13 protein-coding genes are annotated in these 16,650 nt (G+C 35.4%); 4 read left to right on the forward strand and 9 right to left on the reverse strand.

What is annotated here, in order from left to right; translation table 11 throughout:
* Positions 1–2: 2 nt before the first annotated feature.
* Genes Q5N69_RS05615 through lptD form a run of 6 tightly spaced genes read right to left on the reverse strand, consistent with a single transcriptional unit; the run spans position 3 to position 6,615 of the window.
* Positions 3–830 (reverse strand): symmetrical bis(5'-nucleosyl)-tetraphosphatase, encoded by an 828-nt coding sequence (locus Q5N69_RS05615; RefSeq protein WP_304367881.1) that lies wholly within the window; start codon positions 828–830, stop codon positions 3–5.
* Positions 831–832: 2 nt separating this feature from the next.
* Positions 833–1,216 (reverse strand): Co2+/Mg2+ efflux protein ApaG, encoded by a 384-nt coding sequence (apaG, locus tag Q5N69_RS05620; RefSeq protein WP_304367882.1) that lies wholly within the window; start codon positions 1,214–1,216, stop codon positions 833–835.
* A gap of 3 nt (positions 1,217–1,219) precedes the next feature.
* A complete protein-coding gene (rsmA, locus tag Q5N69_RS05625) occupies positions 1,220–2,035 on the reverse strand; it encodes a 16S rRNA (adenine(1518)-N(6)/adenine(1519)-N(6))-dimethyltransferase RsmA (protein WP_304367883.1) in 816 nt (271 codons plus the stop codon).
* Positions 2,035–3,015 carry a 4-hydroxythreonine-4-phosphate dehydrogenase PdxA gene (gene pdxA, locus Q5N69_RS05630; RefSeq protein WP_304367884.1) on the reverse strand — a complete coding sequence of 327 codons (981 nt, stop codon included), beginning with the start codon at positions 3,013–3,015 and terminating at the stop codon, positions 2,035–2,037. Before pdxA ends, rsmA begins: the two co-directional genes overlap by 1 nt.
* Positions 3,015–4,313, reverse strand: coding sequence for a peptidylprolyl isomerase SurA (surA, locus tag Q5N69_RS05635; protein WP_304367885.1), 1,299 nt, complete (start codon positions 4,311–4,313; stop codon positions 3,015–3,017). The genes pdxA and surA overlap by 1 nt, the downstream gene beginning before the upstream one ends.
* Positions 4,314–4,329: 16 nt before the next feature.
* Positions 4,330–6,615: an LPS assembly protein LptD gene (gene lptD, locus Q5N69_RS05640; protein WP_304367886.1), complete on the reverse strand. Its 2,286-nt coding sequence runs from the start codon at positions 6,613–6,615 to the stop codon at positions 4,330–4,332.
* Between the two features lie 353 nt (positions 6,616–6,968).
* On the opposite strand from lptD, the gene Q5N69_RS05645 reads away from it, so the two are divergent.
* Genes Q5N69_RS05645 through djlA form a run of 3 tightly spaced genes read left to right on the forward strand, consistent with a single transcriptional unit; the run spans position 6,969 to position 9,638 of the window.
* Complete coding sequence (locus Q5N69_RS05645; protein ID WP_304367887.1) at positions 6,969–8,027, forward strand: aminoglycoside phosphotransferase family protein; 1,059 nt, start codon at positions 6,969–6,971, stop codon at positions 8,025–8,027.
* The gene (locus Q5N69_RS05650; RefSeq protein ID WP_304367888.1) at positions 8,027–8,785 is read left to right on the forward strand and encodes a nucleotidyltransferase family protein; all 759 of its coding nucleotides are present in this window, start codon (positions 8,027–8,029) and stop codon (positions 8,783–8,785) included. The genes Q5N69_RS05645 and Q5N69_RS05650 overlap by 1 nt, the downstream gene beginning before the upstream one ends.
* 52 nt (positions 8,786–8,837) lie before the next feature.
* On the forward strand, positions 8,838–9,638 hold the full coding sequence (gene djlA, locus Q5N69_RS05655) for a co-chaperone DjlA (RefSeq protein WP_304367889.1): 801 nt from the start codon (positions 8,838–8,840) through the stop codon (positions 9,636–9,638).
* A gap of 145 nt (positions 9,639–9,783) precedes the next feature.
* Here the strand turns inward: djlA and Q5N69_RS05660 are convergent, their stop codons facing one another.
* The 3 genes from Q5N69_RS05660 to rapA form a co-directional block, all read right to left on the reverse strand.
* On the reverse strand, positions 9,784–10,698 hold the full coding sequence (locus Q5N69_RS05660; protein ID WP_304367890.1) for a DUF3530 family protein: 915 nt from the start codon (positions 10,696–10,698) through the stop codon (positions 9,784–9,786).
* A 218-nt stretch (positions 10,699–10,916) separates the two neighbouring features.
* Positions 10,917–11,585, reverse strand: coding sequence for a bifunctional tRNA pseudouridine(32) synthase/23S rRNA pseudouridine(746) synthase RluA (rluA, locus tag Q5N69_RS05665; protein ID WP_304367891.1), 669 nt, complete (start codon positions 11,583–11,585; stop codon positions 10,917–10,919).
* Positions 11,585–14,503 (reverse strand): RNA polymerase-associated protein RapA, encoded by a 2,919-nt coding sequence (rapA, locus tag Q5N69_RS05670; RefSeq protein WP_304367892.1) that lies wholly within the window; start codon positions 14,501–14,503, stop codon positions 11,585–11,587. Before rapA ends, rluA begins: the two co-directional genes overlap by 1 nt.
* Positions 14,504–15,243: 740 nt before the next feature.
* On the opposite strand from rapA, the gene Q5N69_RS05675 reads away from it, so the two are divergent.
* Positions 15,244–16,623 carry a PhoH family protein gene (locus Q5N69_RS05675; RefSeq protein WP_304367893.1) on the forward strand — a complete coding sequence of 460 codons (1,380 nt, stop codon included), beginning with the start codon at positions 15,244–15,246 and terminating at the stop codon, positions 16,621–16,623.
* Positions 16,624–16,650: the final 27 nt, after the last annotated feature.

The following is a 16,650-nucleotide window of genomic DNA, read 5'->3' on the forward strand; positions in this document are numbered from 1 at the left end:
AATTAAGAGCTTTTGTGAACATGATGTAAATATTCTTGTGTAAATAGTTTTTTATCATGCCAGCGGAGTAAAGTTAAATGATTTCCCCACACACAACCTGTATCCAAAGCGTAAGCATTTGGATTTGAGCAGTTTCCTAAAAGTGCAGCCCAATGGCCAAATACCCAATGTGTGTTTTGTAAATGTTCAGGGAAATTAAACCAAGGTTTTAAGTTCTTTGGGGAGTTTTTAGGTGCGTTTTTATGATCAAAATCTAAGGAGCCATCTTTGTAGCAAAAGCGCATTCGGGTCAGAGAATTTATAGTAAAACGAAATTTTTCTATATCTGTTTTAGCGTTTTCCCAGTTATTCGGTGTTTCTCCATACATAGACTCTAACCATTTGACTCTATTTTTAGAGTTAAGGTGTTTTTGAGCTTTTTTGGCTTGTTTTAAAGCAATAGCGGGTGTCCATTGTGGAGATAAGCCTGCATGAGACATGTAAACTTCTTCGTTGGGTATTTTTTGTATCAGTGGTTGATTTGCTAACCATTCCATAATGCTCTCAACGTCCGGAGCATTAAGAATATCGGTAAGATAGTCTTTAGCTTTAACTTTTTTTAGTTTGTAGTATGTCGCTAGAAGGTGGAGATCATGATTACCTAAAACAACTTTCGCTGCAGAGCCTAACGAGATGATAAAGCGAAGAGTTTCAAGTGATTGTGTGCCACGAGCAACCATGTCACCAGCAACCCATAATTCATCTTTTTTTTTGTTAAATTTAACTTGTTCAAGTAAAAGAGATAATTCAGAAAAGCAACCTTGAATATCTCCAACAAAATAAATCGCCATGATTAATGAATGATATTAGGTAGTGCTAATTGAAATACAGGAATATCAATAATGCTTGTTTCTTGATTATCATCAATAACTTGATAGTAGCCTTGCATAGTGCCTAATGGCGTTTTTAATAAACAGCCACTGGTGTAGGTATAACTAGTGCCTGGAATAATATGAGGTTGTTCTCCAACAATTCCACTACCTTCAACTATTGTTGTTTCACCATCTGCATCGGTAATTAACCAATAACGACTCATTACCTGAAAAGCTTTATCGGTGTTGTTCGTTATAGTGATGGTATAACTAAATACAAACTGAGAATCACTCGAACTTGATTGCTCAGGAATAAATTGGGTTTGTACTGATACAGTTTCTAAGGCAGTATTTTCTTGGGTCATAGGTTATTTATTTTCTACAGGGTTATCGGAAAGGTAATTCGCTATTCTAATAAAATCATCTACCGCTAAATTTTCAGGACGTAAGGTTGGATCAACATTTAAGTCTTGTAAAATTTCATGAGATATCAATTTTTTAAAGCTATTTCTGATGGTTTTTCTGCGCTGATTAAATGCACTTAAACAAACAGTGTTAAGCATTTTAATATCTTTAACTGGATTTTTAATATTTGTATGAGGAATTAATCTGACGATAGCTGAATCAACTTTAGGTGCAGGTGTGAAATGCTCTGGACCTATTTCCATTACTGGAATAACTTGACATTGGTATTGTGTCATTATTGATAATCGGCCAAAAGATTTACTGTTCTCGCCAGATGCCATGCGCTCTACCACTTCTTTTTGAAGCATAAAGTGCATGTCTTTTACATTTTCTTTAAAGCTTAATAAATGAAAAATAAGCGGTGTAGAAATGTTATACGGTAAATTACCGAATATTCTCAAAGGTTGATCATCTTTAACCAAGCTAGCAAAGTCAAATTTAAGGGCGTCAGCTTCATAAATAGTTAATTTAGGAGCTAAGAAAGGGTGATGTCTTAAACGATGAGCTAAGTCTCTATCTAATTCAACTACTGATAAGTTACCAGCACGCTCAACTACAGGTTCTGTTAGTGCGCCTAAACCTGGTCCTATTTCTACTAAGTTTTCATTAGGTTCTGGGTTAATAGCATCAACAATTTTTTCAATAACCATTTCGTTATTAAGAAAGTTTTGACCGAACCTTTTTTTTGCTTGATGGCCTAAATGTGTACTTGAATTCATTATTGATTATTCACTAATTCGATGGCTGTTTTTAATGCTTCTATCATACTGCCGGCATCAGCAATATTCTTACCTGCTAAATCGGTAGCAGTTCCATGATCAACTGATGTTCTAATAAAAGGTAAGCCTAAAGTAATATTTACTGAAGAGCCAAAGCCTTTGTACTTTAGAACAGGCAAGCCTTGATCGTGATACATAGTTAATATTGCATCAGCTTCTTTGAGATACTTTTCTTGGAAAATAGTATCAGCAGGTAAAGGACCTATTAAATTCATACCTTCGGCTCTCAGAGCATCTAAGGTTGGGTTCATTACTTCAATTTCTTCACGACCTAAATGCCCACCTTCACCTGCATGAGGATTAATACCACACACATAAATCGTAGGGTTTTCAATGCCAAACTTATTCACTAAATCTTTGTGTAAAATAGAGGTAACATGATGAAGTCTGTCTGGTGTTATCGCTTTTGATACATAAGCTAACGGAATATGCGTAGTAACAAGAGCTACACGTAAACCTTCCGTCGCTAACATCATTACAACATCAGAACAGTTTGCTTGATGCGCAAAGTATTCTGTATGGCCACTGAAGGCAATACCAGATTGATTTATTAGACCTTTGTGAACGGGACCTGTAACAACAGCATCAAATTCACCTTGCATATTTTTTTCACAAGCGACTCTTAATGTTTCAACAACATAAGCGCCATTAGCAGGATTTAATTCACCAGGAACACATGACTCTGCAAGTTCTACAGGTAAAATTGATAACGTACCTGGTTGTGAAAGTTGTGCTGGTAACTCAGGGTTATAAGGTATCAGAGTTAGAGGTAGATTTAACAACTTAGCTCTTTCTTTTAGTAGCTCTGGCGAGGCAACAACAATGAGTTGTGCTGGCCAAGACTTTTGAGCCATAGCTATGACTAAATCTGGGCCAATACCTGCTGGTTCACCTGGAGTTATCGCAATCCGACTTATCATTAACGCGTTCCACCATCAATCACTTCGATGTAAGCTTCTTCACGTGTTTCTTTTATCCAACGAGCGCTTTCCATACCAAATTTTCTGTTATAAATAATGTTTTGTGCTTTAATCGCATTCATTTGGTCTGTTGTATCTTGCATTCTTCTACCTGTTAATTGCGTAATGTGCCAACCGAATGAAGAACGGAAAGGTTTGCTGTATTCATCTATTTTTAATCCAGCTAATGCTGCACTAAAAGCAGGGTCATAGTTTTTAGGATCTGACCAGCCTAGATCGCCGCCACGAACAGATGTTGGACCTTCTGAAAATTCTTTTGCTAGTTCTGCAAAGTCAGCTTCACCTGCAGCTATTTGATCTAAGAAGCCTTGTAATGTTGCTTCTGCTTTTGCTTCACTCATGATAACTGATGGCTTGATTAAAATGTGTCTTGATTTAACTTCTTCAATTTCAACGGTTTCTCTACCACGAATATCGAGTATTTTTACAATACTAAAACCTAAACCAGTACGAATTGGACCAACAACTGTACCTTTTTCTTTACCGTCAACTAATTCAGAAAACAGTGTTGGCATCTCGTTAATACTTTTCCAGCCCATGTCACCACCATCTAGCGCTGTTTCGTCACCTGATGATGCAATCGCAATCTTAGTAAAGTCGCTGCCGTCATTAAGTAATTCGATAACTTTTTGCGCTCGTTCTTTTTCTGCAACAATTTGCTCCTGATTTGGTTCGCCAGGGAAAGCAATGAGTATATGACCAAGGTGATATTCAATATTATCGTTAGTTTGCTCTTTCATTAGCTCAAGAAGGTTATTTACTTCTTGCGGAGAAACATAAATACGTCTACCTACACTAGCGCGTTTAACTTCGTTGGTGATGATTTCGTTTCTTACATTCTCACGATAAGTATCATAGTCTGTGCCGCTAGCGATAATTGTTTGGCGGAACTGCTCTAAACTTAGTTGGTTTTCTCTGGCGATGTTTGAGATGGTTTGATCAAGTTGAGCATCGCTGATTTGAACACCCATACGTTCGCCAATTTGAAGAAGCAGTTCAGTTGTTATTAGTTTGTCTATAACTTGGGTACGTAAAGCTTTATCTGAAGGTAAACTTTGATTATTTAATTCAGATTGTTGTTTGATATCCTTAATTAAAGCCGTTACTTCAGACTTTAAAACAACGCCTGTATTTACGATAGCTGCAACACGGTCAAGTTCAACTTCTTTAGCGTTAGCTTGGAATGTTGTTAATAGGCATGTTGTTATAAAGGTTAATGCTGATAAAGTATTTTTCATATTCAGTTAAATTCTTTTAATTATTGAGAAAGTAAGGGCGCTTATAGCCAAATATACTTGAGTTAAACATGTCTGATATAGAATCTGATGTTTGTGAACTATTCACACCATTATATACAAATTTAAGTTTAAATCCGCTATCAAATTCATCGCGACTATCAATGTCAGTTAAATTGCTTTGCGTTTCATCAATCGTTGAATTGATGGCTCGGTGAAAAGATAATCGAATCCCCCAACAACAACTACTGTACTGTACACCCAAATAACTTTCTAAACTTCTTTTGTTTTGAAGGTCTTGTGTTACTTGGCCAACAATCTGCCAATTTGGGTCTATATTTACATTACTTAATAGTGATAATTGCTCAAGTCTGTTACCTGAGACATTACGAGTATAACGATGGTTCAATTGAATTGTTTGATTTTTACTAAATTGATAATCAATTTTGCTTTGGCTCTTGTTGGTTTTATTACTTTTGGTGTTGTATTGAATGTCACCAGTAAACTCCCAGTTATCATTTATTTTTGCGTAAACCTCTGTAGCTAAGGCCGATTCACTCACTTCAATGTTAGCGTCTGGATCATTACTTAGTAATGTATCATCCGTATTTATGAAAACAATTCGTCCTAAACTCAACCTTAGTCGTTCTTGACTTTGAGGATCTAAAATACGAGTCGTTAACCCCCAAGAATATTGGTTTGCTTCAGCTATTCTGTCTAAACCACTAAATCGTCTGTCTCTAAATAAGCCGTCGAAGTCGTCTTGTAATGAGGTGGTATCATATAAACCTATCGCATTTTGATCTTTGTTTGGAATATATAAATATTGTAATTGCGGTTCTAAAGTTTGAGTATAATTTTTATCGTCAAAAGTAAGCGTTTTATCAAAGTTCATTCCACCGTGGATCCTTACCTTAGGTAATGTACGGCTTACTTTCTCTTCGAGTAAACTTGTGGCAGCAATATTATCTTGTCGATAGGTCGTTTGTAGTATTTTAACTTCAGAATTAAGGAACCAAGCAGGACGCGTTATAGGTAAAGTAATACCGGCTTCAACGTGATAGCGTTCGGCTGTAGGTAAATCAGTTTCTTCTGTAATAAAACGTGTCATTTCAGAATAAATGTTAAATACCGCATTAGCAAAAGGTAATGCCTGACTTTTACTCAGTTCTATATGAGGCTCTGTTTGATAACTTGGCGTATGATTACCTAAGATCTCAAAATCTTGTAGTTTAACTGTCGCACTCCATGAATCGCCGAAATAAGATAATTCTCCTATTTGGTAAAGGTATGCGTCGTTAGAATTATATTGCTCGCTGTCTAAATCGATTAAATAGTTATCATCACTAATGGTTGTATAGTCTATATAAGCGCGGAAACGATCCGAAAATGTCCCTACATGCTGTAAACGAGCTAAATAACGCGGATCTTCATTTTGAGTTAATTTAATATCTCTATTAAGATATTCAACATCGATAACCCCTGATTGGTGACCCATTAAGTATCTGAATTCAGTATTTAATTGAGTACCACGCTCAGACATATAACGTGGGGTGATAGTGGCATCAAAATTCTCGGCTATATTCCAGTAATAAGGAACACTCACTTCAAAACCAGAATTACTCGAGGTTTTTATATTTGGATATAAAATACCAGAATGACGTTCGTCACCAATCGGCATTGTAAAGTAAGGGATATAGAAAACAGGAATATCAAATACTTCAAACTTTGCGTTGTAAGCCTCAAGTTGTTTATCTGCTGTATTTATCGTTATTTCACTAGCATTAATTCGCCAATCGGGCGTTTCACCAAAACAGGTGGTAAAAGATGAGTCAACTAAGGTTAAAACACCTTCTTGATTAACTGAAATTGTTTTAGCCGAACCGTGTCCAGCATTTGTAGTTAATTGATATGATGTATCGCTTAATGTCGTTCCACCTGCAGCTTTACTCGCATTAAGTTGTGAAGCAAAAACATCTATACCTGTATTTTGAAAGTGAATATTACCTTCAGCATTAATTAGTAAATTTTGTCTGTTTAGCTCAATCTGATCCGCAATTATAGCTTCGGTCGGAGTAACTAAAGTTACACCACCAGTAAATTTGGCAAATTGATTTTTTTCGATTTGAGTGTATTTAGATGTAATAGTTATTGCTTGGCTATCAGTGTTGATATCTTGATACGATAACTTGTCAAAGCTAGGAATAGGACATTGGATAACTGGATTGTAATCATCACTAGCAAAAGCAGAGTAAGTGCTAAATAAACCTAAAAAAAGCAATGTAGTAGTTTGGGGGAAAGACATTTATATTCCGAAAATTAGCTTTTAATTATAATTTATAGAGGAGAAATTTAATTTTCGCGTATTTTAACGTTAAATTTCACAATAATATAGTTATTATGATTTTCATATTAAAAAGATATGAAAATCATGTGATTTTTAAGCCTAACTGTCAAACTCCTGAAGGTATATTTAAAAGAGAAAGTAGATAATTTAACCCTTAAATAATTAAAGCATAATATTAGAGAAATAATTTATAAGAAGTTAATGATATTAATATTATTTTACTCTTTATCGAGAATAAAAGGCTTTGTATTGCTTATGTTATGGCTGAAATTTACATATAATGATTAAAACATTATTTAAAGGGTTAACTATTGAATCAGTCTCGTTTATCAATACTTGAAGAATGGCTATGTAACTATTTTAAGCTCGATTCAATCTCCCTTAATCCTTTAACTGGTGATGCTGGCTTTAGAAAATATTATCGTTTCAGTATAACTGAACAATCTTATATTGCCGTTGATGCCATTCCTGACAAGTCTAACAATTTAGCTTTTGTTGAAATTCAACAAGTGTTACAGCTGCAAAATATTAATGTACCTAATATTATTACCTATGACTTATCACAAGGCTTTTTGTGTTTAAGTGACTTTGGAGACGCGCTGTTTAGCGATTTATTAACGTTAGATAACTTTCAAGCTTCATATAAAGAAGCAATAAAGTTATTACCATTAATTGCAGAAACTCCTTTACCTGAAAACTTCAAACTACCAAGCTATGATGCTGATTTTGTAAACTTAGAATGTAATATTTTTACGGAGTGGTTATTAGGTGCTCATTTAAATATTAAACTTAGTGAACAAGAAAAATCTCAGTTACAAGGTTGTTTTGCTGTGCTTGTCGATAATGCTTTAGACCAACCACAAGTCGTTATGCATCGAGATTATCATAGCCGAAATCTTATGATACTTAAGTCAGATGAAATCACTGAAAGGTCAGAGACTATTCAATTAGGTGTTATCGATTTTCAAGATGCTGTTATCGGGCCTATAACTTACGATATTGTCTCATTGTTAAGAGACTGCTATGTAAAATGGCCTAATGATAGGGTTATTGAACTATTTCAGTATTTTTGTGAGTTAGTTGATGCTCAAAATAAATATCCGGATATAAGCCAAGCTCAATGGCAACGTTGGTTTGATTTAATGGGGATGCAACGTCACGTCAAAGCCAGTGGTATTTTTGCTCGTTTATATCATCGTGATGATAAAACAGGTTACTTAAAAGATATCCCTTTAACCTTATCGTATCTTGTTGATATTGGTGCCAAGTACCCTGAGTTAAGATTTTTACACGATCTTGTATTACATCAAGTTATCCCTGCACTTGCTGCTAAAGAAGCAAACCAAGTTATTCTTGAAGGGAGTAAATAATGAAAGCTATGATATTAGCAGCTGGTCGTGGTGAAAGAATGCGTCCATTAACTGATAGTTTGCCAAAACCTATGTTAAAAGTGGCAGGCATTCCATTAATTGAACACCATATTATTAAGTTAGCTAAAGCTGGTATTACAGATATTGTTATTAATCATGCTTGGTTAGGCGATAAAATTGAGAGTTATTTAAAAGATGGCAGCCAATGGGGCGTTTCAATTCAATATAGCCGAGAAACTGAAGGTGGTTTAGAAACCGCTGGCGGTATTATTAAAGCTTTACCTTTGTTGATGGAAAATACTGATGATACAGCACCCTTTTTAGTTGTGAATGGCGATGTATACACGGACTTTGACTTTGCCGATATAACACCACTTGCTTCTGGTTACTTAGCTAATATTTGGCTTGTGAAAAACCCTGAGCATAATACTAAAGGTGACTTTTTATTAGCAGATGAAAAGCATATAAGTACAAATGATACCAAGGTTAGCAAAAGTCATTGCCAGCAAAATGTCCAAAATTTAACTTCGGTAAGTACCTGTGGGGCAGCTATTTCATCTTTTACCTTTAGCGGTATTGGCTTATATAAGCCTGAATTTTTTATTCCTCATAAAAATGAAAATATCTTGCCATTAGGTCCTTTACTTAGATCTGCAGCTGATAATGAACAACTTTCTGGTAAACTACTTACATGTAAATGGACTGATGTAGGCACACCAGAGCGTTTAAATGAGCTTAATCAAATGGTTTCATTGTAATTAGCTGATGATCAATCAAACAAGTTATTAAATATAAGAGTGTAAATATCAAATGAGAATTTGGGGAAAAGTTTTAGGTGGTTTATTTGGCTTTATGCTGAGTAAAAATATTTTTGGTGCGTTACTTGGCATTTGGTTAGGTCATCGTTTTGATAAAGGTTTAGGTCTTAACTTTAATAACTTATCAGGTGGTGGTTTTACAGAAGAAGACAGGCAACAAGCTTTTTTTGATACGACTTTTTCCGTAATGGGTTATGTCGCTAAAGCCAACGGTGTTGTTAGCTCACAAGAAATTGCTTTCGCCACTGCTTATATGGATAAACTTTCTTTAAAAGGAGCGTTAAGACAGCAAGCGCAAGATGCTTTTAGAGAAGGAAAAAGTGCAGGCTTCCCATTAGAGGATCGTTTAAAAGACTTCACTAATAAGTGTGGCAGACGCCATGACTTGTTATTGATGTTCTTAGAAATTCAGATCCAAGTCGCTTTTGCTGATGGTACTTTGGATAAAGAAGAAAGAGCAGCACTTCATCAAATTGCTAAATTGTTAGGTTTCTCAGTGAGAGATTTAGATCGTTTACTTGAAATGATTATTGCCGGAGATCGTTTTAATGGCCAAGGAGGTCAACGAACTCAGTCAACTAAATCGCAACTTAGCAACGCTTATAAAGTATTAGGTTGTTCGGCTGATATGACAGACCAAGAAATCAAAAAAGCTTACCGTAAACTGATGTCTCAACATCATCCTGATAAACTTGTTGCTAAAGGTTTGCCACCAGAGATGATGGAAACAGCTAAGGAAAAAGCTCAAGATATTCAATCGGCGTACGAAACAGTCACAAAAGCAAGAGCTTAATAAAAGGCTTTCGACATTTCCTTACTCGTTCGATAATAATCCACCTGTTATTAATTGAATTTTGTTAAAGCATTTAATAACAGGAAAAGGTTAATGGTTATTTGAATTAATGTGCTTTTTAGCAAGTTTGAGGCTTTGAAATGGGCTACCAACCTATGGTTTTCAACCAGCCATTAATCTCTGTAATTAGGGTTTGTTCTGGGTAATAACCAGGCATTATATTCGATAACGTTTTTTGTCGATAAAACACTTTCAATTCTTTAGTCGTATATTTTTTTCTTAAGCGCGCATTTTCCAAAACTAAACGACTGTCTCTTTTTAAAACTAAATCTAAAATCGGTAGTTGTGAAACCGCAATATTATAGGCAAACGTATCGTTTTCCATTGGGGAATACATACCTGCACTTAAAATAACAAAAGCTGTTGGTTGCAAGTCTTCGTTATCTTTATATAAATCAATTAGCATAGCTGCTTGACTACCTTGAGTTACTACAAGAAAGATCCCCGGATAACCCTTAGCTTTTTTCATTACCTCCATCATTAAACTTTTTAATTCGTTTTTATAAGACATTAATGCTGCTTTATTTTGTTCTGCAAGTTCAGATTGAGTTGATGCTGAGGATGGATAATTTTTAGGTTTATTAGGAGGCTGTATACTAAGGGTTGCCCAACCATGGTTAGGTAACTCTTCTCTTAAAAAATTAAGAGCTTTAGGGTTAGTTAACCCTTGTTGCCAATCGGGTATCAGAATGGCGACACCTTTATCGTTTTTAGTTGAGCTGGTGCCTTTAATTAATGTGTATTCACTATCACCCGCTTTGAGTAGTTCAATTTCATCACTGGGTAAATAATGCTTTAAATCTTGTTTTTGTTGCTCAAAAGTACTGAGAGGTTGAGCTATCTTGATATCACTACGTTGTAATGTTGCAGAAGCGTTTTGATTATCTTGTTCGTCATTCTCAGCTTCTTCTTGAAAGTAAAAAAAAGCATATGCTTGTGAAATACCTATAACATTTGGTATTAAAGCGAAAAGGGCAGTAATGAGGAAAATTCGAAACAATGTAAATCCTTAAAGAAATTTAACCAACTATAATTATAGTATCGACCTAGATTGTTGTTTACTTAATAAAATAAGCGAATAAGTAAGTGTAGATGTTTTGAAAGGAAGTGAGAAACCTAAACTTCAGATAAATCATTTTATTAAAAGTTTAGGTTAATAAGATTTTATTTGGGCATCTTTATTAACGGTATCATTCATTTATTCAATTTGGTCATTCATTATTTGAATGGACAATCAGCTAAAAAGGTCATCTCTTTGTTACTTACTGGGTGATGAATACTTAACATTTGCGCATGTAGGTTTAAGCGTGTTGCCATAGCTAAGGCTTCGTCATGAGCATAAAGCCTATCACCTAAAATAGGGTGGCCTATTGAAAGCATGTGAACTCTTAATTGATGAGAGCGTCCTGTAATAGGTGTAAGTTCAACTAAAGTTGAGTTATCCCCATAGCTGATAACTTTATAATGAGTTAAAGAGGGTTTACCCCTTTCATGGTCTATCATTTGCTTTGGTCTGTTTGGCCAATCACAAATTAAGGGCTGATCTACAGAGCCTTCTTGTTCATTAACATGTCCAAATACTCTGGCAATATATGTTTTCTTAGTTTTTCGCTTTTCAAATTGTTGGCTAATCGCTACATGTGTTGGCTTATTTAAAGCCATAATAATAATGCCTGATGTTGCCATATCTAATCTATGAACAATCGTAGCGCTAGGTAACACCCGCGCCACTCTATTCTCCAAACAGTCTTTGTGTTCAGGTAGCCGCCCAGGAACGGTTAATAGGCCACTGGGCTTATTTAAAACAACTAGGTCGTTATCCCTATAAACAATATGTAAATAGGGATCTAATGGCGGTTGATAAACAAAATCAGGATTTGCACTCATTAGTGAGTTACAACAATTAAGCGAATTGCTTCAAATTTTAACTGAGCTTTATTGATGTAGCTTTCAAGTTCAGTTTTTTGTAGCTGAATGAAGTCGACTTCTTCTTGTCGCACACTTGGATTTATTTTAGCTAATGCCGCTAAACGAGCATGCTCTTCATCTAATTTCTGATGCATTGAATCAAGTGCGCTTTGTTGAATACTTGCTACATTTACTTCAGCATGCGCTTCAGCTTTAGTCACTAACGGACTAATTTGTAGTTTTAATGCTTTAACTAACTGAAGTGCCACTTGCTTTTTAGTAGGGCTTAACTGTTGATCTAATACTTCTTCACCGACCTTATCTGCTAAATCGTTACCGTTTTTATCAACTAAAACGCGTATTGGTGTCGTAGGTAAGTAACGGCCTAGCTGTAAGTGACTAGGTGCAGTCGCTTCAACGGTAAAAATACACTCAACAAAGAAAGTACCAACAGGAAGAGCAGGGTTCTTTAATAAACCTATACACGAATTACCCAGTTCATCAGAAAGCACTAAATCCATAGCGCCACGCACCATAGGGTGATCCCAAGTTAGTAACTGGTAGTTTTCAGAAACTAATGCTGTATCACGATTAAAAGTAATCGTAGTCCCATCTTCTGGTAAACATGGGAAGTTACTATTTAACATGTGCTCAGACGGTTGCAGGGCAATAGAATTATCTGCTTTATCATCTTGTTGAATACCAAATACATCAAGTACTTGAAACATAAATTGTGGTAATTCAATTTGCTGATCAAGCTTCTCTATTTTCTTCACTAATTCAAGAGCTCTGCCTTGACCAGAAGAGTGTAGCTCAAGTAATTTATCTCTTCCGCTTTCTAATTCTTTTTTGATAATGAGATGTTTTTCATGACTTGCTTCTATTAGCTGAGTTGATTCATCTGATTGCCATTGTGCTGTTAAGGCTAAGTTTTGTAATGCCTCGCCAAATTCTTTGAAAACAGCATGTCCAGTAATACAAGTATGTTCAAAGGCGTTAAGACCTTGGTTATACCAATTAAATAATAAACTTTGCGGAGAATCTTCAAAGTAAGGCACATGAATACGTATAGTTTGATTTTGACCAATACGATCTAAACGACCAATACGTTGCTCTAATAAATCTGGATTTTTTGGTAAGTCGAAAAGTACCATGTGATGAGCAAATTGGAAGTTTCGACCTTCACTACCTATTTCAGAACAAAGTAATACTTGTGCGCTATCTTCATCTTGGGCAAAGTAGGCTGCAGCTTTATCACGTTCAAAAATACTTAAACCTTCATGGAATACTGCCGCGCGTATACCTTCTTTAACACGAAGTGCTGTTTCTAAGTCAATCGCTGTTTGCGCATGAGCACAAATCACTAGTAGCTTTTCTTTACCTAAGTTTTCTAACAAATCAATTAAGTAATCAATTCTTGGGTCAATGTCGTACCAATTGTCGTGTTGCTCTAAACTAAATAAAATTTCAGGGGTAAATAACAGTTTGCTTTGAGAAAGCTCAGCTATGTTTTCAGCACTGTCACTTAACAATAAATCGTTAATAATAGTTTGATATTGCTCAGGCATAGCTAAAGGCGTTGGTAATAATTTACGCTCAGGGAAGCCTTCAATAGTGTTACGGGAGTTTCTAAATAAAATACGACCTGTGCCATGGCGATCTAATAATTGTTCAAGCACTTGCTGGCGCGCTTCATTTTGCTCAGACACTTTAACGCTATCGTCATTAATGATGCTAAGTTGTGAACTAATATCTGCTTCTTTTAATAATTCAGTTAGAGTATTTAGCTGAGGCTGAGACAGTTCTTTACCTTCTACCAATGAATTTGCTGCATCAGCAACTTCAATATAATTTTCTTCTTCAGCAATAAATTTTTGATAATCAAAGAAACGATCAGGATCAAGTAATCTTAAACGAGCGAAATGACTTTCATGACCTAATTGATCAGGTGTTGCTGTAAGTAATAATACGCCAGGTATTACTTGTGCTAATTGCTCAATACATTGGTATTCAATACTTGGGTTGTCTTGCGACCAGTTTAAGTGATGGGCTTCATCAACAACCATTAGATCCCAATCTTCGGCAATAAGTGCTTCGTACCATTTAGGGTTATTGGTTATAAAGCCCAAGTTAACTAATACTAACTGTTCAGAGCTAAAAGGGTTTGCACCATCTTCTGCGTTTGAGCCTTCAACACAACGTTCATTATCAAAAATACTAAAAGGTAAATTGAATCTGCGAAGCATTTCTACAAGCCATTGATGAGTTAATGACTCAGGTACAATAATCAAAATACGTTGCGCACGACCACTTACAAGTTGCTGATGAATAATTAAGCCTGCTTCAATAGTTTTACCTAAACCAACTTCATCGGCTAATAAAACACGAGGAGCAAAACGACTACCTACTTCTTCCGCTATATACAACTGATGTGGAATTAAGCTAACACGACCACCACTTAACCCCATTAGCTCTGATTGTTGCTGAATATGTTGATGTTTAAGGCTGTCTTTACGTAGTTGAAACCAGTCTAAACGATCCGTTTGACCATTCAATAAACGGTCATGAGGTTTATTAAATTTTAAGAAATGATCGATCATTACTTCTTTAATCGAAGCTTGTTCGCCAGTATCTTGTCGAATGCCGTGATAGGTAATTAAATTGCTGATTTCTTCAGATGATTCAACAAGTAACGTCCAACCTTCATGGCTAGGAATAGTATCGCCTTCATTAAAAATAACACGAGTAAGTGGGGCATTCGCTATTGCGTACTGTCTTGACTCTCCGGTAGCAGTAAAAACAATACTTACAAATCTGTGTTCAACAGAAGTAACGGTACCAAGTCCTTGATTCGACTCTCCGTCACTTATCCAACGTTGACCAGGGTGAAACGACATAACAACTCCAACTTATAAAATTTAATGATAGGGCATGTAAAACGGGCGCTATGGTAACGTTTTTCACTAAAGGGTTCATTAAAAAAGTGTTAAAAATAGTAAAGAAATCAGTCTGGTTTTTATAAATACATAAAATACTTAAGAATAAAACTTAAACCTTTTATTTAGATCCTTTATAAAAGTGAGTAAGACTGAACAAAGAGTAGGATGAAAGCTTTATGTTATTGCTGTTTTTATCAATATAAATAGATAAAAACCTTTGTATTCATTTATTTTAGCTCATTTATTTTATCGTTCATTTAGTGTGACTAAGTTATGAAATGAGCTTGAATCTTCTTCTAGGAAATTGGTCTATTTAAGTTTAGAGGTATTGCCTTAGGTGATTAATTTTCAGTTATAAACTTATCAATAATAGTCTATATTTATTTATATGAGATGAAGGTATGTACAAAGTCTTCATTCTTAAGTCGCGTCATAATATGGTAATAAAGGCTAGATACTCTTTAGTCAACTGTCGTTGAATTAATACGCTATCTCAATGGTATAAAGGATATTTAAACACTGTAACCTATAAGCAAAAGGAGCATTCTTATTAAAAATAATCTATGTAATGTGTGGCAGGCCATTTGAGCGAAATCATTTTATGTTTTCCTCCTCATTTAAATACTGACAAAAACTGATGATTGTATTTATGATTATACGTAGGTCATGGTTTTTGCGTCTAAGCTAAGGATGCCTATATGAATGATAATAAAATTATTTATATTTTAGATACTAATATTTTACTTCACGAACCTTTCGCCTTTCTCTCCTTCAAAGAACATGATGTCGTTGTCCCCATGACAGTTTTAGAAGAACTTGACTCCATTAAAGATCGCAACAAAGATGTTAGCCGAGATGCGCGTGTTGCTATAAGAGCGCTAGAAGATTCTTTAGCTGATGCAACACCTGAAGAAGTGCTTTCGGGGGTGAAATTACCAGAAGCTGATCTTAATAACCCTAGTGGTTGCTTGTCTATATTTAACGATTACACCTTAGAGCAAATTGCAGGTACTTTGTCATTTAATGAAAATGATAACCGTATTATTAATGCGGCTTTGCATATTCAGAAACAGAAGCCAGATAATAAAGTTGTTTTAGTGACTAAAGACATCAATATGCGTCTTAAAGCTAAAGGTGCTGGTTTAGCACATGTTGAAGATTACAGAACCGATCAACTCATTGATGATATTCAATTCTTAGCAACGGGCTTTTACAAATTTGAAGGTGATTTTTGGCAGCAAGTTGAAGAATGTGAAAGTGAAACTGAAGGTCGCAATACAACTCATTATGTAAAACGTGATCTCGTTCCTAATAGCTACATGAATGAATACATACTTGATGAAACTGGACATTTTGCGGGTAAAGTAACGGGTTGGGATGATGAGAGGTTAGCTATTGCTGATTTGTCTTGCGAGCGTTTGATGGCTAAACAAGCTTGGGGAATTAATCCTAAAAATATTTATCAAGGTATGGCGATGGATGCCTTACTAGATCCTACCATTGATTTAGTCATATTAACGGGGGCGGCAGGTAGTGGTAAAACATTATTAGCCTTGGCTTCAGCCTTAGAGCAAGTCGTTGAACGTGGTTTATACGACAAAATTATTGTTACTCGCAGTACCCCTGAAATTGCCGAGTCTATTGGTTTTTTACCTGGGACGGAAGAGGAAAAAATGGCGCCGTGGTTATCTGCAATTACTGATTCATTAGAAGTACTTCATAAAAGTGATGAAAATATGAATGGCAGCCTAAACTACATTATGGAAAAAGCTAATATACAGTTTAAATCAGTTAACTTTATGCGAGGACGCAGTATTCAAAATGCATTTGTGATTTTAGATGAATGCCAGAACTTAACTGCGTCACAGCTTAAAACAATTATTACCCGTTGCGGTGAAGGTACTAAATTAGTGTGTTCTGGTAACTTAGCGCAAATAGACAGTAATTACTTAAGTGCAGTCACTTCAGGGCTTACTTATATTGTTGAAAGGTTTAAGAATTTCCCGGGAAGTACTACTGTTCACCTTAATGGTGTTGTACGTAGTAGGTTAGCGTCTTTCGCGGAAGAAAACTTATAATTTAAAAGTTAAGTTTACATAGTATCA

This window comes from Pseudocolwellia sp. AS88, from assembly GCF_030551755.1.
Classification (GTDB): Bacteria; Pseudomonadota; Gammaproteobacteria; order Enterobacterales; family Alteromonadaceae; genus Pseudocolwellia.